18 protein-coding genes and 1 pseudogene are annotated in these 17,138 nt (G+C 70.4%); 9 read left to right on the forward strand and 10 right to left on the reverse strand.

Annotated elements, in window-relative coordinates:
- Nucleotides 1-796 precede the first annotated feature (796 nt).
- The 3 genes from ACBJ59_RS55755 to ACBJ59_RS55765 all read left to right on the forward strand — a co-directional run bounded on the left by ACBJ59_RS55755 (nt 797) and on the right by ACBJ59_RS55765 (nt 3,050).
- Nucleotides 797-1,153 (forward strand): YciI family protein, encoded by a 357-nt coding sequence (locus tag ACBJ59_RS55755; protein ID WP_375118106.1) that lies wholly within the window; start codon nt 797-799, stop codon nt 1,151-1,153.
- Nucleotides 1,144-2,352 carry an RNA polymerase sigma factor gene (locus tag ACBJ59_RS55760; RefSeq protein WP_375118107.1) on the forward strand — a complete coding sequence of 403 codons (1,209 nt, stop codon included), beginning with the start codon at nt 1,144-1,146 and terminating at the stop codon, nt 2,350-2,352. Before ACBJ59_RS55755 ends, ACBJ59_RS55760 begins: the two co-directional genes overlap by 10 nt.
- 80 nt (nt 2,353-2,432) lie before the next feature.
- Nucleotides 2,433-3,050: a hypothetical protein gene (locus tag ACBJ59_RS55765; protein WP_375118108.1), complete on the forward strand. Its 618-nt coding sequence runs from the start codon at nt 2,433-2,435 to the stop codon at nt 3,048-3,050.
- Nucleotides 3,051-3,378: 328 nt separating this feature from the next.
- Here the strand turns inward: ACBJ59_RS55765 and ACBJ59_RS55770 are convergent.
- A pseudogene (locus ACBJ59_RS55770) lies at nt 3,379-3,672 on the reverse strand (cysteine hydrolase); the annotation flags it as partial.
- The gene (locus ACBJ59_RS55775; protein ID WP_375118109.1) at nt 3,669-4,925 is read right to left on the reverse strand and encodes an MFS transporter; all 1,257 of its coding nucleotides are present in this window, start codon (nt 4,923-4,925) and stop codon (nt 3,669-3,671) included. The gene ACBJ59_RS55775 and the pseudogene ACBJ59_RS55770, both read right to left, overlap by 4 nt.
- Before the next feature lie 132 nt (nt 4,926-5,057).
- Here ACBJ59_RS55775 and ACBJ59_RS55780 point away from each other — a divergent pair, with 132 nt between their 5' ends.
- Together ACBJ59_RS55780 and ACBJ59_RS55785 are read left to right on the forward strand one after the other, a co-directional pair.
- The gene (locus tag ACBJ59_RS55780; protein ID WP_375118110.1) at nt 5,058-5,993 is read left to right on the forward strand and encodes a LysR family transcriptional regulator; all 936 of its coding nucleotides are present in this window, start codon (nt 5,058-5,060) and stop codon (nt 5,991-5,993) included.
- A gap of 328 nt (nt 5,994-6,321) precedes the next feature.
- Complete coding sequence (locus tag ACBJ59_RS55785; RefSeq protein ID WP_375118111.1) at nt 6,322-6,840, forward strand: RICIN domain-containing protein; 519 nt, start codon at nt 6,322-6,324, stop codon at nt 6,838-6,840.
- A 99-nt stretch (nt 6,841-6,939) separates the two neighbouring features.
- Here ACBJ59_RS55785 and ACBJ59_RS55790 read toward each other — a convergent pair whose 3' ends face one another.
- Both ACBJ59_RS55790 and ACBJ59_RS55795 read right to left on the reverse strand, forming a co-directional pair.
- Complete coding sequence (locus ACBJ59_RS55790; protein WP_375118112.1) at nt 6,940-7,572, reverse strand: DsbA family protein; 633 nt, start codon at nt 7,570-7,572, stop codon at nt 6,940-6,942.
- Between the two features lie 34 nt (nt 7,573-7,606).
- Nucleotides 7,607-8,227, reverse strand: a complete 621-nt coding sequence (locus tag ACBJ59_RS55795; RefSeq protein WP_375118113.1) for an NADPH-dependent FMN reductase — start codon at nt 8,225-8,227, stop codon at nt 7,607-7,609.
- Nucleotides 8,228-8,524: 297 nt separating this feature from the next.
- Between ACBJ59_RS55795 and ACBJ59_RS55800 the strand changes: the two genes are divergently transcribed.
- Genes ACBJ59_RS55800 through ACBJ59_RS55810 form a run of 3 tightly spaced genes read left to right on the forward strand, consistent with a single transcriptional unit; the run spans nt 8,525 to nt 10,778 of the window.
- The gene (locus tag ACBJ59_RS55800; protein WP_375118114.1) at nt 8,525-9,364 is read left to right on the forward strand and encodes a helix-turn-helix transcriptional regulator; all 840 of its coding nucleotides are present in this window, start codon (nt 8,525-8,527) and stop codon (nt 9,362-9,364) included.
- A 12-nt stretch (nt 9,365-9,376) separates the two neighbouring features.
- Nucleotides 9,377-9,532 carry a hypothetical protein gene (locus ACBJ59_RS55805; RefSeq protein ID WP_375118115.1) on the forward strand — a complete coding sequence of 52 codons (156 nt, stop codon included), beginning with the start codon at nt 9,377-9,379 and terminating at the stop codon, nt 9,530-9,532.
- Nucleotides 9,533-9,563: 31 nt separating this feature from the next.
- The gene (locus ACBJ59_RS55810; RefSeq protein WP_375118116.1) at nt 9,564-10,778 is read left to right on the forward strand and encodes a cytochrome P450; all 1,215 of its coding nucleotides are present in this window, start codon (nt 9,564-9,566) and stop codon (nt 10,776-10,778) included.
- A gap of 51 nt (nt 10,779-10,829) precedes the next feature.
- Here ACBJ59_RS55810 and ACBJ59_RS55815 read toward each other — a convergent pair whose 3' ends face one another.
- From ACBJ59_RS55815 to ACBJ59_RS55840, 6 genes are all read right to left on the reverse strand, one after another.
- On the reverse strand, nt 10,830-11,177 hold the full coding sequence (locus ACBJ59_RS55815) for a hypothetical protein (RefSeq protein ID WP_375118117.1): 348 nt from the start codon (nt 11,175-11,177) through the stop codon (nt 10,830-10,832).
- Nucleotides 11,178-11,349: 172 nt separating this feature from the next.
- Nucleotides 11,350-11,940: a hypothetical protein gene (locus tag ACBJ59_RS55820; protein ID WP_375118118.1), complete on the reverse strand. Its 591-nt coding sequence runs from the start codon at nt 11,938-11,940 to the stop codon at nt 11,350-11,352.
- Entirely contained in the window at nt 11,937-12,452 is a 516-nt protein-coding gene (locus ACBJ59_RS55825) for an RNA polymerase sigma factor (protein WP_375118119.1), read from the reverse strand. Before ACBJ59_RS55825 ends, ACBJ59_RS55820 begins: the two co-directional genes overlap by 4 nt.
- A gap of 148 nt (nt 12,453-12,600) precedes the next feature.
- A complete protein-coding gene (locus ACBJ59_RS55830; protein WP_375118120.1) occupies nt 12,601-13,218 on the reverse strand; it encodes a dihydrofolate reductase family protein in 618 nt (205 codons plus the stop codon).
- A gap of 334 nt (nt 13,219-13,552) precedes the next feature.
- Nucleotides 13,553-14,293, reverse strand: coding sequence for a DUF1707 domain-containing protein (locus ACBJ59_RS55835; RefSeq protein WP_375118121.1), 741 nt, complete (start codon nt 14,291-14,293; stop codon nt 13,553-13,555).
- Nucleotides 14,294-14,422: 129 nt separating this feature from the next.
- A complete protein-coding gene (locus tag ACBJ59_RS55840; protein WP_375118122.1) occupies nt 14,423-14,764 on the reverse strand; it encodes a VOC family protein in 342 nt (113 codons plus the stop codon).
- Nucleotides 14,765-15,211: 447 nt separating this feature from the next.
- Between ACBJ59_RS55840 and ACBJ59_RS55845 the strand changes: the two genes are divergently transcribed.
- Nucleotides 15,212-16,819: an FAD-binding oxidoreductase gene (locus ACBJ59_RS55845; protein WP_375118123.1), complete on the forward strand. Its 1,608-nt coding sequence runs from the start codon at nt 15,212-15,214 to the stop codon at nt 16,817-16,819.
- Nucleotides 16,820-17,138 lie beyond the last annotated feature (319 nt).

Here is a 17,138-nt window from a genome sequence, read left to right on the forward strand (position 1 = left end):
TAGGGCTCGATGAACTCCCACTCCACATCCGTCAATTGCACTCGCGTCACGCAAAACGATCTACCGGATCGGACCCCGAAACGAGGGCGGATCCCGCAGATTGATCACAACCAAATACACGCCCTAGACGCTCTTCTTCCTGGCGTGGACGGCATTCCGTGTCATCGTCAGGTGCTCGTTCGTGCGGCTGGCGTCGCAGACCACGCCCTCGGCTTCTTCGTTCGGCAGGTGAATCGAGTTGTTGCGGAAGACGGTGCGCAGGAGCGGTACCGTCCGGGTCCCAGTCCCACCGAGATGTTGTGGTGCACCCGGTTGCGCGAGCCCTTGAAGATCTCGGAGTCGTCGCCGTGGCCCAGGATGCCGAAGGTGCCGGTGGTGGCGGGCCAGGATGGCGTACTTACTCCTTCTGGCAGGTCAAGAAACGCTCGAGCGGGTGATGCCGTCGGATCGGTCGTGACGAGGGGGCCTTGCCGCCTCGAACGCGGTCGGGAAGAGGGCGTCTTCCGATTTCTTTCTGTGGTGGTGTCGAATGGCGTCGAGCGCGTTCGTAGCCAAGGTGAGAGGCCGGCAACGGGCCGGTCGCCACTCACCGGAGGTACGCGATGTCCGTCGTCACCGCCGCTCCCGCGAAGCCGCTGATCAACGGTGGGCTCACCGCCGCGGGGGGTGGCTGATCATGATCTTCTCCGTGGTGGGTCTGGTGCTTGCCCGCTCGGCTCGTCGTCCGGGCACGGCGATCGCCCGCCGCCTGTCCGTCTGATCCTTTCGAAGAGTTCGCCATGAGAAGGAGTACGCCGTGAAGAAGTACCTGCTCGCCGTCCAGTTCGACGAAAGCGCGCCGGCGCCGTCCGAGGAGGAGATGCAGCAGCAACAGGCCCGGACGGCCCAGGTCACCGCCGACATGCAGGCCGCCGGTACGTGGGTGTTCGTCGGCGGCCTGCTGCCCTCGCACGCCAGTACGGTCGTGCGCCCCGGCAACGGCACGACCACGATGACCGACGGCCCGTTCGCCGAGACGAAGGAGCAGCTCGGCGGGTTCTGGGTGATCCTGTGCGAGGACCTGGACCAGGCGCTGTCCTGGGCCGAGAAGTGCGCGCTGGCCTGCGGGGCCCCGATCGAGGTGCGCCCGTTCGAGGACGCGCAGTGGGGCTGACCCCGGTGGATCTTGACGGCGTCTACCGGGCCGAGTACGGCCGGTGCGTGGCCACGCTGACGCGCCTGCTGGGTGACATCGGGCTCGCCGAGGAGGCCGTGCAGGACGCGTTCGCGGTGGCCGTGCGGAAGTGGCACGAGGCGCTGCCGCCCAATCCGGGAGGGTGGATCGTGACCACAGCCCGCAACCGGGCGATCGACCGGCTGCGCCGGGAGTCCACCCGCGAGGCCCGCCACGCGCAGGCGCTGCTGCTGCACCAACCCGACGAACCGCAGGAGGTGGGACCGGTGCGCGACGACCAGCTACGCATGATCTTCACCTGCTGCCATCCGGCGCTGTCGCCGCTCGCGCGGACCGCGCTCACCCTGCGCCTGCTCGGCGGGCTGGAGGTGGCCGAGATCGCGCGGGCCTACCTGGTGCCGGAGGCGACCGTCTTCCAGCGGATCGTCCGGGCGAAGAAGAAGATCCGTGACGCCGGCATCCCCTACCGGGTGCCCGACGCGGCCGAACTCCCCGATCGGCTGTCCTCGGTCCTCACCGTGCTCTACCTGGTCTTCAACGAGGGCTACAGCTCCACCTCCGGGGAGCTGCTGCGGACGGACCTGTGCCTGGAGGCGGTCCGCCTGGCCAGGGCGCTGGCCGAGCTGATGCCCGATGAGCCGGAGGTGATCGGGCTGCTGGCGCTGCTCCTGCTCACCGAAGCCCGCCGGCCCGCTCGGGTGGGGCCTTCGGGTGAGCTGGTGGTGCTCGCCGAGCAGGACCGGTCGCTGTGGAACCGGGAGCTGATCGCCGAAGGACACGAGCTGGTACGCCGGTGCCTGCGCCGCAATCAGCCGGGGCCGTACCAGCTGCAGGCCGCGATCAACGCCGTGCACACCGACGGGCCGGCGACCGACTGGACACAGGTGCTGGCGCTGTACGACCAGCTGCTGCGGCACACCCCGACCCCGATCATCGCGCTCAACCGCGCGGTCGCCGTCGCCGAGGTGCATGGACCGGTGCCAGCGCTGGCCGCGATCGACGAGCTGGACCTGCCGGGCTACCACCTGCTGCCCGCCACCCGCGCGGACCTGCTGGCCCGCCTCGGCCGCACCGCCGATGCCATCGCCGCCTACGACGAGGCCATCACCCTGGCCACCAACGACACCGAACGAACCTTCCTGCGGACACGACGGGCACGCCTGACCCCGGACACCTGACCAGGCCCCGGGAAGCCTGCTCCCTCTCGTGCGAGTGCGGCGGTCCGGTCGAACCGGACGACGAGAAAGGAATCGAGATCATGAAGCTCACCACCATCACGAACGACCCGATCACCGCGATGCCCGGCCACCAGGCGGAACCTCCGAACGGCGAGGGGATCCGCCCGCAGGTGGGCGAGGCCGGAGACGAGATGACAAGGAGCGTGCACACCGTGGACCAGGAGAGCGTGAGCGCCACCCTGACCGTCGCCGTGCCCGTCACAAGGGTGTTCGCGGTGCTGGCGGACCCGACGACCCATGCGGCGATCGATGGCACCGGCTGGGTTCAGGAAGCCGTCAACCAGGCGCCGCTCACCGAGGTGGGGCAGATCTTCCGGATGGACATGTATCACGACAACCATCCAGAGCGTGGCTACCAGGTGGTCAACAAGGTCCAGGTGCTCGACCCGCCGCGCGCCATCGGCTGGCTGACAGGGTACGAGAAGGACGACGGCGGGCTGGAGTTCGGCGGCTGGATCTGGCGGTACGACCTCGCACCGCTCGGTCCGTCCGAGACCGGGGTCACGCTCACCTACGACTGGTCGGCGGTGCCGCAGTTCAGACGGGAGTACATCCAGTTCCCGCCGTTCGGCCCCGAGCATCTCATCAACTCGCTGCACCACCTGGCCGAGCTCGCCGCGCCGCCGTCCCAGGCCTGAACGTTCCGCCTGGAGGCCGCCATGCCGTCCTCGACGGTGAGGGGTGTTCCCTCTCGTCCGCGCAATCCCTGGGGCAACGCGTCGGGGCCGGTGACGTCCTCGGGAGCCGCCGGCCGGCGTCAGTCAGCCCGCAGGAGGGTGTGCAACCCGGCGGTGTCGAGGATGTGGGCGCGTGTGGGAAGGACCTGGTGGAGCAGGATGTCGTGCGTTTCGGGGTCAGGGTCGGCGACGCCGTCGGCCAGGACGTGGAGCCGGTGGTCGCGGTCGGGTCGGTGGTGGACAGGCCGCCGTAACGGGTCTTACGTACGAGGATGTCGCCGTCCTGGGGAGCGAGACGTTCGTGGACAGCGGTGTCAGGGTCCGCGTGGTGCATGAGACGGTGCTGGGCGATCGGTGCGAACGACCTGTTGGTGGCCGGGATCGGGGCCCAGTCGGCCTCGGTGAAGCCGACCCGGACATAGGCGACGGTGCCGCCTCGGGCCCGAACGTCGGAGATGACCTTTTCCATGCGTCCCAGCAGGGCATCCCTGTCGCCTTCGGGGAGCAGCGCGAGGATCGCGGGCTGAAAGTCCATGACGAGCAGGGCGGTGTGCGCGGGATCGAGCGCGGGGGCGGTGCTCATGCGAGTGGTTGCCTTTCCGGCGGCGCCTGGTCGGCGTTCTCGGGTCGGGACGTACGGTCGTGTCGAGGGAGGAGGAGCGAGGTCGCCAGGAGGAGGACACCGGCGATCGCGATCGCGGTGCGGGGACCGGTGAGCCCGGCCAGCAGGCCCCACACGCCGGTCATGGCCGCGATGGTCGCCTTACTGGTGATCGACCAGGCAGCCAGCGTGCGGGCGACCCGGTCCGGCGGGAGCTGTTCGAGCCGGTAGGTAGCGAGAACCGGGTTGAACACGCCCATGCAGGTGATCAGCCCGAGTTCGACGGCGATGACGAGGAAGAGCCCGGTGGGGCCAGGATGGACAAAGGCCAGACCGAGTGACCAGCACGCGCGCAGCGTCCCGGCGGTGAGCATGACCTTGTGCCGCCCGAACCGGGCGAGGAGCGGGCGGGCCAGCCGCGAGCCGATCAGGCCGCCGATGCAGGGGACGCCGAAGGCGAGGCCGTACTGCCAGGGCGCGAACCCGAGGTCGCCGAGCATGAGGACGGCGAGCAACGGCGAGGCTGCCATGATCAGGCCGCTGACCAGGACAGTGTTGAAGAACAGCGGGCGCAGCGCCGGGCTGGCGAGGATGTACCGCCATCCCTCCAGCAGGTCTCCGGCTACGAAACGGGACGGTGTGGCGGTTCGCGCCGGACGTGGCTCCCGGCCGCCGATGGCGCGGATCCCCACGGCCGAGAGGAGGAAGCTGACCGCGTTGGCCGCCACGCTCGTCACCGGGCCCACCAGCCCGATCGCGGCGGTGCCGAGCGGCGGCCCGAGCGCGGTGGCGGTCCAGGTCGTGGCCTCGAACCGGCCGTTCGCGACGAGCAGGTCCTCCGGCCGTACGAGCGCCTTCAGACATGCTCCGCCCGCAGCGGTGAAGGCGATGTCGGCCGCGCCGACAACGACCGCCACGACCAGGAGGTGGGCGAAGCTCAACCAGCCGAGCACGTGGGCGGCGGGAACGCTCATCAGCGCCGCGAACCGGATCAGGTCCATCGCGATCATCACCGGCCGTTTGCGCCGGAACTCCACCCACGGCCCGAGCGGCACCGCGACCACCGCCCCGACCGCGAGCCCCGCGGCGGCCAGAACCGACACCTCGGTGGGCCCCGCGTCCAGCGCGAGAATCGCGATCAGGGCGAACGCGTCGAACGCGAGCCATGTGCCGAACGTGCTGACCGCGTACGCGGCCCAGAGCCACCTGAACCGCCGCCCCAGCGACCTTCCCAAAGCGCACCCCGCCATCTCCACGAAACAACCAGCCGTTGACTTGGGAGATCAAAGCGCGCAGCCGACAGGCCGGTCAAACAACCGACCGGCCGACGGTGCACAACTCAGAGTTGTGCCCTAAGGTCGGTCGGTGTGGATCTCGATGCTGTGCGTACGTTCGTCGCCGTCGTGGACACCGGCCAGTTCCAGGACGCCGCCGCGGATCTGTCGATCACCCAGCAGGCCGTCTCCAAGCGCATCGCCGGGCTGGAGAAGGACCTCGCCGTGCGGCTGTTCACCCGCACGGCGCGCGGGGCCCGGCTCACCATCGACGGGCAGGCGTTCCTGCCCCACGCGCGCGAGCTGCTGCGCGTCGCCGAGCGCGCGGTCGCGTCCGTGCTCCCCGGCAGCCGTCCGCTGCGCGTCGACGTGATCGCCTCGCGCAGCGCGGCCTCCGGCCTGATGCGCGCCTTCCACCGCGCGCACCCCGAGATCGAGCTCGACGTGGTGATGCTGTTCGATGTCGAGACGGCCGTCGCCGCCATCCGGTCCGGTGCGATCGACGTGTCCTTCCGCGCCGTCGGCGTGCCCGGCCGGGCCCTGCCCGAGGACGTCGAGTCCGTCCGGGTGCTCGACGAGGCGCTCCAGCTCCTCACCGGGCCCGCCCACGCGCTGGCCGGAGCCCGGTCGGTGACCGTCGCTCAGCTCGCCGGGCACCGGATCTGGATGCCCGGCATCGTCCCCGGCACCGAGTGGGCCGCCTACTACGACGATCTCGTCGCCGAGTTCGGCCTCACCATCGAGGCGACGGGCCCCAACTTCGGCTCCGACGCGCTCCTCGACACCATCGCCGACACCCCGGCCCTGGCCACTTTCATGGGCAGGGAGACCCGCCTGGTCTGGCCCACCGGCCACGGCCTGCGCCGCATCCCGGTGACCGACCCGACGCCCGTCTACCCGCACTCCCTGCTGTGGCGCCGCGACAACCCCCACCCAGCGCTGGCCACCCTCCGCGCCCACCTCGCCACCGCCGCGGCCGGCCACGACGCCGCCGGGACGTGGACGCCGGGCTGGGTGCTTCCACGCTGAACCACCGTCAAAGCTGAACCGCCGTCACATTCGCCTGCGGCCCCGGTCGGCCACCTACTGGGCACCGGCACACCGTTTCCGCCCCAGGCGCATCGTTGTTCAGTTGTTCAGAGTTGTCAGGCCATGCTGCGAAGGGGTGTCGGACAACCCCTGCCCCCCTATAACAGGTCGTGCAGGCAGGACCGCTCGCCAACGTCGAGCGAGCGACGCATCGGCCTGACGCGGCGCCGGCCCGGCTTCCGGGCTGACCGTCCCTCTCCGAACCGACCTACGGAAAGGTCACGACATGCGATCTCGTACCAGAAGCACCGACCGTATCGGGGGAACCATGGTCAGACGAGCGAGCCGGCGGATCGCCACACTCGCGGCGCTGACTGTCCTGTCCGTGGTGGGCGCGCTGCAGGTCAGCACCGCGCCCGTGATGGCGGGCCAAGCCCTCGGCCCCGTCACGTTCCAGGTGAGCGCGGGGCAGTTCATGTGCCTCGACGCGGCCGCCGACCAGATGCGCAACGGCGGCAAGATCCAGCTGTGGACCTGCAACGGCCAGCCCCAGCAGATCTGGTACGTCGAGGCCAACGGCGTGATGCGGAACGGCCGGAACCTCAACTTCTGCCTGGAGGCGCACGGCCAGCAGATCCGCAACGGCGGCACCGTCCAGCTGTGGACCTGCAACTACTCGTCGTGGCAGCGGTGGTACGAGGGCCCCTCGCTGAGCCGGCAGAACGGGCAGAACCGCAGCCTGTGCCTGGACGCGAAGGCACAGGAGATCCGCAACGGCGGCCGCATTCAGCTCTGGACGTGCAACGGCCAGCCACAGCAGAGATGGACCCCACTCGAGGCCTTCTAGCCTGAACCGTCCTGGTTTGCCGGCCTCTGCGGGCACGCAGGCCTGGCCGCCGGGGGACGGCGCGACGTGGCACCGGTGGCGTCCGGGACGGTGTGCGCGTCACCGGCCGCGAGCCTGCCGGAGCGCGTCGCCGAGCGCCTCGGTGCTGGTCACACCGACGATCAGCGCGCCGTCCTCGAAGACGAACCTCGGCACGGTGGTGACGCCGTCCCGCCGTGCCGCGGCCACCTGCTCACGTACCTCGGCGACCCCCTCCTCGGTGGTGAGAAAGTCCCGCACCCGGTCGCCGTCCAGGCCGGCCCGCTCGGCCAGCTCGGTGAGCCGCGCGTGGTCGGCGACGTTCACGCCGTCGCGGAAGTACGCGTCGAAGAGGGCGGTCGCCAGCGCGGCCTGCACCGCGGCGCCGCGCTCGCGCAGGGCGAGCCACAGCAGCCGGTGCGCGGTCAAGGTGTTGACCGCCATCGCACGGTCGAACCGGTACTCGATCCCTTCGCCGGCACCGACCCGTGCCATCTCCGTGACCATCGCCTCGGCCTGGTCCGGACCGAACATCTCGACCACCGTGTCCATCAGTGGCCGGGGCTCCTCGGACGCGTCGGGAAGGAGCTGGTACGGACGATGGACGAGCTCGACGTCCGGCTCAGCACCGGCCGCGGCCACCGCGCGGTGGAACTGGTGCGTGCCGAGGCGGCACCACGGGCACGCGATGTCGCCGTACACCTCTACTTTCATCCTGGGTCCCTTCCTCTGTGGGGTAGCGGGCGGATCACGCCGGCTCGGGCCGGGGACCGGCGCTCGCGGTGGGTGCCCGCAGCACTCGGAGGGCACGGGACCATGCGAGGACTTCGTCCAGCATGGAGATCAGGGCGGTTTCCTGGCGTTCGCCGGGGGCGCAGACGCCGGCCCGGGAGTCGGTGAAGTCGAAGTCGAAGTACGGGTTGATCGCGACCTGGGCGTGTACGTCGGCGACTTTGATCTCGCCCATGGTCTGCCGTAGTTGTTCGGCGGCGCGGGTCCCGCCGTAGACCCCGTAGCTGACGATCCCGGCTGCCTTGTCGTTCCATTCCGCGTACAGGTAGTCGATGGCGTTCTTCAGCGCGGCGGGGACGGCGCTGTTGTACTCCGGGGTGACGAACACGAACCCGTCGAACCTGCCGATCGTGGCCGCCCACCGCTTGGTGTGCGCCTTCTGGTAGGCGCCGATGACCGCGGGCGCGGGCTCGTCCAGCAACGGCAGCCCGTAGTCGGCTATGTCGACGAGTTCGAGGCCGGCCTCCCCCGCCTTGACGGCAGGGTGCCGGCCGGCGGCCTCGGCGACCCACCGGGCCACGTCCTCCACGCGGCGCCCGGGGCGGGTGCTGCCCAGAATGATCGCGATCTGGATCATGGGCCTCCTCCTTGGGTTCTGTCTCGGTCGGGGCATGAACTCTTGCTCGCCGCCAGGTTGGTGCCGGCGTGGCCACCGATGACGAGCGCCTCATGATCGGGGCCGCGAAGCACCTTCCGACCGGGGCGACGTACGGTGCACCGTCCGGGCCGACGGCCGCCCGAGGAGCCCACGCAGCGGCCCCGCTTCAGGAATGCGCTCATGCTGCGAGCATCCCGGCACTGGGCGTGTCCGGGCCAGGCTGCCGTTCTCCTAGCCCTGGCAGGGCCAGGCTCGCCGTGAATACAATCGCGGTTGATGACGGAGACAGAGCTGGGCGCGTTCCTGCGCGCGCACCGCGAGGCGGTCCCGCCGGCCGCGGTCGGGCTCCCGAACGGGAACCGGCGCCGCACGCCCGGACTGCGCCGGGCCGAGCTGGCCACGCTCGCCGGCGTCAGCGTGGATTACCTCACCCGGCTGGAGCAGGGGCGCGACCGCAGCCCGTCCACCCAGGTGCTCGCCGCGCTCTCGGAGACATTGGGTCTGTCCCGAGACGAGCGGATCCACCTGTACCGCCTGGCGAAGACCGCCGGCGGCGGCGTGTGCGACGGTGCCGCCGCGACGCGGGTCCGGACGGTGCGTACGACCGTGCAGGCGCTGCTGGACCGGCTCGAGCCCGCCCCGGCGCTGGTCGCCAACCCGCCCGGCGACCTGCTCGCGTGGACGGCCGGGTTCGCGCGGCTCGCCGGCCCGACCGGGCTGCTGGAGGCCGACCCGCCGAACCTCATCCGGTACGTGTTCACCGACCCGCGGGCGCACGATGCCCACCCGGACTGGGACGCGGTCGCCGGCGAGCGGGCCGCCGCGCTGCGGGCCGCGGCCGCGCTCGGCGACCCGCACGCGGCGCTGCTGGCCGAGGAGCTGACGATCATCGCCGCCGCCCGCTTCCGCGACCGGTTCGAGGGTTCGGCCGCACTGCCCACGCGCTCCGGCGTCGAGCGGTGGGCGCACCCGGAGGTGGGAGAGCTGCGGCTGGCGTACGAGAGCCTGGAGCTGCCCGACCCCGACGAGCAGCGGCTGGTCGTCTACCTCGCCTCCGACGAGACCACCGCCGCCGCCCTCGACCGCCTCACCGACCATCACCCTGCCGCCTCCTAGCAGGTTGACGGCATGAGCCCAGCGCTCGCGCCGCAGACGGCGGTGGTGCTGCTGCTGCTCACCCTCGGTCATCTCACCCGTGGCGTCGGGCACGGAACCATGCACGCCTTCCAGGCCCCGGTCCGACGCCGGCTCGGGCTGGTGACAGATCGGCGATCACCCGGTTGACTCGTACGGGGAGCCCGACCGAGGAGGCGCTGTGATCAACACCGTGTTCGATCAGGACTACCTGCGAGACCCGCACGCGGCCTACGCCAGGCTGCGCCGCGAGGCTCCGGTCACGCTGACGGCCACGCCCCAGGGGGTCAAGGTGTGGCTGGTCACTCGCTACGAGGACGTCAAGGCCGCGATGACCGACCCGCGCATCAGCAAGGACTTCACCGCCAACCCGGAGGTGATCAAGGCGAACGAGCTGGCGGGCGGCGACAGCAGCGGGGCCGCCGCGGTCACCCCCGACAACATGCTGTTCTCCGACCCTCCTGATCACGAACGACTGCGCCGCATCGTCGTCAAGGCCTTCACCGCGGGGCGGATCCGGGCCCTGCGCCCGCGGATCGAGGAGATCAGCTCCGGGCTGCTCGACCTGCTGGAGCCCGAGTTCGATTTGCTCAAGGACTACGCCGTGGCACTGCCCGCCATGGTGGTCGGCGAGCTGCTCGGCGTGCCGGAGGCCGACTGGCCGAAGATGATCCGCCTGTCCAGCACCACGATCGAAGGCTCCGCCCGCGATCCGCGCGAGGTGGTCGCGGCCGCCGAGGAGACGCTGGCGTACCTGGGCGACCTGTGCGCGGCCAAGCGGGCGGACCCGGCGGCCGACGACCTCATCAGCGCCATGGTGCGGGTGCACGACGAAGGCGGCAGGATGAGCCAGACCGAGCTCGTCGACACCGCCTGGCTGCTGCTCGTGGCCGGCCACGAGACCACGGTCCACCTGATCGGCAACGGGATGCGTGCGCTGCTCACCCATCCCGACCAGCTCGCCCTGCTGCGCGCCGACCCCACGCTGATCCCCGGCGCGGTCGAGGAGTTCCTGCGCTATGACGGGCCGCTGAGCACCTCCACCCTCCGCTTCACCACCGGGCCCGTGACCATCGGCGGCACGGACATCCCCGCCGGTGAGCTGATCCTGGTCTCCCTGCTGTCCGCCAACCGCGACTCCGCCCAGTACGAGCAGCCGGACCGGCTCGACATCGGCAGGGCGCCGAGCCCGCATCTGGCCTTCGGCCACGGCATCCACTACTGCCTGGGCGCGCCGCTGGCCCGCGTGGAAGGCGAGGTCGCCTTCAGCCACCTGCTGCGGCGGTTCCCCGCGATCGAGCTCGCGGTGCCCGCGGACCGGCTCGAATGGCGTCCCGGCATGCTCATGCACGGCCTGACCTCGCTGCCCGTCCGCGTCACTGCGGACAGCCGTTAGCGGGCTGTCTCCGGCCCGCATTCCGTGGGGCCGGCCATGCGATCAAGGCGGTCAGCGCCCGACCCCCGCGGGCCTCCCCAGCTCGTACGCCTCGATGAACGCCGCCTCCGTCCGCCGGCCGTCACTCGTCAGATAGCCGTCCCAGGCCAGCGTGACGCATACGGCGGCCGGATCGACGGCCGCCAGCGAGGATCGAGCCACCGTAAGATCGGGAGCGGCGATGAAACGGGTGAGTTCCCGTGCCCCGTCCCGCTGAAGAACGATGGTGAACGGCGGGAACCCTCCGGCCGAACCCTGCGCGCTCGACACCGCATGGTTGAGCGCGTCCTCGGCCAGCTCCGCGGCCGCTGTTCCGAGATTCTGGGTCACTTCGGACAGGGACGAACCGTTGTGCGGCATTGCCGAGCATCCTCCGGGTGATCGTGGTCGCTGTAGGGCTACCGCATTTTCCCACCAAGATCATGCCGATCGCTGAACCTTCACTCCCCGAGCTGGAGTTGCGAACGGCGAGGGTACGGACCACCAACGCGAAGCATGCGCTGAATCACGACACGCGACAATTCGGAAGCGCTCAGCTCCCCGCGGGCGGCCGTCCTGACGTGTCGCCGCCGTCGTCGTCCCACTGTGGGTCGTCGATGACGACGCACGGGCCGACGGCGCCGGAGACCAGCAGTGTGGCGAGCTTCCAGGACACCTTTCCGGTTACGGGGGGCTCCTTCTCATCGTCCTGTTCGCCGGCGAACTCCAACACCAACGTCCTGTCCTTACCGATGAGCCGAGGGTTGATGTCCAGCCCGCCCTCCCGCATGGTGACGAGCCCGTCCGCAGGCAGGACGCTCCTTCCTCTGTTCTTCTGGCACTGCTTGCCGGTCTCGAGGTACGTGATGTCCGCTCTGACGCCTGCTTCCCGCAGGTCCTCCTCCAGCCGGTCGGCATCCGTGAACTCGTGGATCTCGACCCCGACCGTGCCGTCGGCGTTCTTGCTCACGGCGTACGCGGGTGACTCCGTCCCCGTCAGCCACGGGGCCGCGAACGCCGCCGCGGCGGCCAGCGCGGCTACCGCACCCCCGGCGTACAGCCTGCGGGCGATGCGGCGGCGCCGTTCAGCCCGGAAGGTGATCTCGGCCTTGAGGTCCATCAGCAGGTGCTCCTCGTATCTCATCCTGATGCTCCATCCATGACGAAGGGCAGGCTCCGCAATGCCCGGCGAGCGCGATGCAGACGTACCTTGGCGGCCCCCGGCCGGATGCCGAGGGCGAGCGCGGCTTCCGCGACCGTGAGCCGGTCGAGGACGACCAGCTCCAGCACGGCGCGCTCACCGTCCGGCAACCCGGCCATGGCCTCGAGGGCCTGCCTGGCGTGCCGCTCCGCGTCGATGCGCTCCTCAAGCCTGGCGACGTCGTCGGTGTCCAGCGGGCGCCGCCCGCTCACCCGATCGGTCAACCGGTGCCGCTTGAAGGCCCGGCGTCGCTCGGCGGAGATCGTCTTGCGGGCGATCCCGTAGAGCCACGCGATCTCGGTGCCCAGCTCGGCCCGGTACGTGCGGCCTGAGTCGAGCACCGCCACGAACACCTCGGCCACCAGGTCGGCGACGTCGTGCGGGTCGTCGACGCGACGGCTGAGGAATCGGGTGACTGCATCAACATGCCGCCGGTAGAAGGCCTCGAAGGCCACCGGATCCGTGGCAATCGATGCCTGTTTGCGGAGCACCGTTCGTCGATTCACACCCCTGCTTGGTGAGAAGCGGCGGAAGGGTTACATATGTCTTTGCCAAGTTCGGCAGATGATCGCTCTGTCGAGGTCATGGGAAGCAAGGTGTCCTTCAGGTCGCCGTGGCCGTCGCGTACTCCGGGCGGCCGGTGGGCCGGTAGACCTGGATCATCACACCGCGCGGGGTGGTCCGGGAGTCGACCAGGTCGAGCGCGGTGTCCGGACCGGTGTCGGGGAACAGCCGCATGCCCTGGCCGACGACCACGGGGCAGACGAACAGGGTGATCTCGTCGACGAGCCGGTTCTCCAGCAGCCACCGGATCAGGGCGCCGCTGCCGTGCACCTGCAGCTCCCCTTCCTGCTCGGCTTTCAGCTCACCGACGGCCGCCGCGACGTCACCGGAGAGGACGGTCGTGTTCGCCCACCGCGGGTCGGTGAGCGTGGTCGATGCCACGTACTTGGGCCGCGTGTTCAACGCCTCCGCGATGGGGTCGGCGCTCGGGTCGGGCCTGACGCCCCAGGAGCCGGCGAAGATCTCGTAGGTCCGCCGGCCGAACAGGAACGCGTCGGCGCGCTGGTAGACCTCGTTGAGAGACGTCATGGCCTCGTCGTCGAACAGCGGCGCGACCCATCCGCCGCGCTCGAATCCGCCCCTGCGGTCCTCGTCCGGCGCGCCGAGTCCCTGCATCACTCCGTCGACGGTGACCATCGTGGCGGTGGTGAGCTTCATGATCGTGGCTCCTTCGAGTGGCGACCGGCCCGTTGCCGGCCTCTCATCTTGGCTACGAACGCGCTCGCCGCCCTTCGACACCACCACAGAAAGAAATCGGAGGACGCACTCACCCCGACCGCGTCCAAGGTGACGAGCGATCCGACGGCATCGGCGAGCCCGTCGTCAGGCACCCTTCCGCAGATCAGAGGGAGATGGGCCCGGCGTGCCGCTTGAAGGCCGCGCCGCCACGCCGATGCCGGACCCGGCCGCGACCCCGGCGCCGGCGTGCGCCGGGCCGGGCCGGCATGGGAGACCTCAGTGGCCGCCCCGCCGACCGTTCACAACGATGGAGTCAGTCGCCTGCGGAACGGGACGCGGGCCTGCGCAGCAGCCACTGCCCGAACGTACGACGCGGGGGCCGCACCACCACGCGGCCGTGGACCTTCTGACCGACCAGCTCCACTCGCAGAATGACCGGTGTATCAGGATCCGTCGAACTCTGCCGGTACGTGACCCTGCTGTGAACCATCTGCAGACCATCGGTATCGACCACGATGCCCGGCCTCGTGACCAGCGCCAGCGTCTTGCCCGTCATGTCCACGTCGATCCGCAAGGTGTCATGCGTGATCACTGCGTCGGTGAAGTCGAGCGTCACCTCGCAGAACGTCACCGCCAGCTCCATCCTCCGCGGCACCACCCAGCGCCCCACGCGCTCGACCGCCCCGCTGTGGACTCGTTCGATCCGAACGATGTCCTTGACCTCTGCTCCGGTCGCGCCGACCGTAGCCGGTACGGGCGGCAGGTCAGCGGTGAGCACGGTCAGTTCGCTCAGGGTCCGCGCCGACAGGGCGGCTTCCAGGCGCTCGTCCAACTCCTCCGCGGTCAGCAGGCCGTCCCCCGCCGCGATGCGCAGCACATCCACCACCCGGTCCCGGTCCGCATGAGAAGCTCTCAGCTCGGGCGGCGAACTGGAGCCGGAGCGCTTCCCGGTGGGCGAAATCTCTCCCGACATGCTTCCGTCCTGCTCCTGTCGAACCTCTACGCGCGACGCGGGCAGCGGCGCGAGTAGAAGACTAACGCCATATCGCGACATGGATCCCGGCTGGTCCCATCACGGAGCGGCGACGGTCAGCGCCGGTTCACGGCATGCGGCAGCGCGCCAGGCCAGGGCATGAACGGATGCGCTGATCGGCAGGCGCACCGGTCGGCGTTCGAAGTGGCGTCACATGACGCTACCGCCGAAGCTGATCTCATTGCCTTCCGGATCCCGGTAGGTCACCTTGGTCACGCCGCCTTCGTACGTCTCGCGCTTGTCAGGCTCGATGCCCCGCCGGGCGATCTCGGCGACCCAGTCGTCCAGGTCTTCGACGAACCACAGCACCAGGGCGTTCCCTGCCCGTTCCGGATCCTGCACGATGTAGACGTACCGGCTCTCGGCCACCTCCCACACCGCCTCGATGTCGTTCGGCAGGAACGAGGGCTGCCTGCCGAGGAGTCGCTCGTACCATGGCAACGCGGCGGCGTAGTCGGTGACGGGGATGCCGGCGAAGAGATCCAGCGCCATGTCGTCCTCCACTCGTAGTCGATGTGTCGCTGGTACTGACTCCGGTGGTGTCGGAAACTCATCGGCGCCCGTCCCACGCCGGCGCATCACCGAGAGAATCGCCACCACCGACCGTACAAGGTGACGACCGATCTTCCCGCACCGGGAGTTCGCGGGCATGAGAAAGCGGTTCGCCGGGGGCTTGCCATCTCCTCGAGTTCCTTGGTCACCTCAGCGACCGGCTCGCTCTCACCGACTCCGAAGCGCTGCCTTCCGCCTCAGTGATCGCCGGACGGTCAGCCGATCGGTGGGTCCGGGTCAGCCGTCCGGTGGGGGCGCGATTCAGCCGCCGTACCAGGAGATCGGCTGATGTGCACCCGGTCGCGGTGCTGGGACGGTGAGGACAACCGGTCAGGCAGTGAACCGGCGCAGGAAGGACGGCGGATGGGTCAGTCAGGGAGCAACCAGGTGAGTCGTCGGCGGCTGCTCGCCGGTGCGGGGGCCGCCGTGGCGGGCGGCACGCTGGGGACAGGGGTGACCGGCACGGCGGACGCGGACGCGGACGCCGGGCCGGAGGTGTTCGGGCCGGTGCGGATCCGTCCGGGCGACCCGCGGTACGACAGCCTGCTGCGCGGCAACAACTTCCGCTTCGCGGGGCGGCCGGACGAGATCCGCGTGGTCGGCTCGACCGATCAGGTGGTGCGTACGGTGACGGAGGCGGCGCGCGCGGGGCGGCGGGTCGCGGTGCGCAGCGGCGGCCACTGCTTCGAGAACTTCACCGCCGACCCGGCGGTGCGCACGCTGCTCGACCTGTCCGCCATGGACGCGGTCGGCTACGACGCCGGCAGGAGGGCGTTCGCGGTGCAGCCGGGAGCCACGCTCGGGCAGGTGTACCGGACGCTGTTCAAAGGCTGGGGAGTGACCATCCCCGGGGGCAGCTGCCCGGCGGTGGGCGCCGGCGGGCACTTCGCGGGCGGCGGGTACGGGGCGCTGTCGCGCCGGTACGGCTCGATGGTGGACCACCTGTACGGCGTGGAGGTCGTGGTGGTCGACCGGGACGGCACCGCCCGCGCGGTGGTCGCCACCCGCGAGCAGGACGATCCGCACCGCGACCTGTGGTGGGCGCACACCGGCGGTGGCGGCGGCAATTTCGGGGTGGTCACCAAGTACTGGCTGCGCTCGCCCGGCACCACCGGCACTGACCCGGCCAATCTGCTGCCGGCCTCGCCGGCGCAGATGCTCGAGTGCGTGCTGGCCTGGTCCTGGGAGGGCATGACCGAGCAGGCCTTCACCAGGCTGGTACGCAACTTCGGCACCTGGCACGAGCACAACAGCGCACCCGGCTCGCGGTCCGCCGGCCTGTACGCGATCTTCCTCCTGTCGCACCGCGGCGCCGGGTACTTCTCGCTGGCCGTGCAGATCGACGCGGGCCTGCCCGGCGCGGACGACCTCGTGACCGAGTTCGTGTCCGCGGTGACCGCCGGCACCGGCGTCGAACCGTTGGTCAACACCCGGCGGACCATGCCGTGGCTGCACAGGATGACCTGGCCGGGCACGGGCGAGGCCGGCGACGCGACCGCCCGCCGGTACAAGAACAAGGCCGCGTACCTGCGCCGCTCGCTGACCGATGAGCAGCTCGCCACCGTCCACCGCAACCTGACCGACTCCGCCGGGCACGCGAGCTCCGGCATTCTGCTCATCGGCTACGGCGGCCAGGTGCGCGCGGTGGCGCCGGAGGCCACCGCGGTCGCGCAGCGCGACGTGGTCATGAAGGCGGTCTACTACACGACCTGGAGCGACGCGGCCGACGACGCGGCCAACCTCTCCTGGGTCCGCGCCTTCTACCGCGACGTGTACGCCCGCACCGGAGGCGTCCCGGTGCCCAACGAGGTGAACGACGGCTCCTACATCAACTATCCCGACGTCGACCTGGTCGACCCGGAATGGAACACCTCCGGCGTACCGGGGCGCACGCTGTACTACAAGGACAACTACCCCCGCCTCCAGCAGGCCAAGGCCCGCTGGGATCCGCGCGGCGTCTTCCGGCACGCCCTGGGGATCGAACCGCCCGCCTGACCACCAGCACCGCGCCGATGAGCGTCCCACAGTGCTCAAGCGCTCTGTGGTCTTGTGGGTCGAAGAGGCGTTGGGCCGGTAGGCGTGGCGGCCTTCACCAGCTCCCAGAAGACCGAGCACGGCATCGACCGTGCCACCTCCTGCCGGGCGCTCGGGGTGTCGCAGCCTTGGTGCCGCCCATGGAAGAGCCGCATTGGCCAGGATGCGCTGACGGCTCGTGAACGGCGACGGGCCGACGCGGACGGCGCTCGCGGCGGATGGCATCCATCGCGAGCGCCGTGCGCGTCCCGTTCGCAGGTTTGGCTATCGGACCGCGAGC

The sequence above is a fragment of the Nonomuraea sp. MTCD27 genome, from assembly GCF_041950495.1.
Lineage (GTDB): Bacteria > Actinomycetota > Actinomycetes > Streptosporangiales > Streptosporangiaceae > Nonomuraea.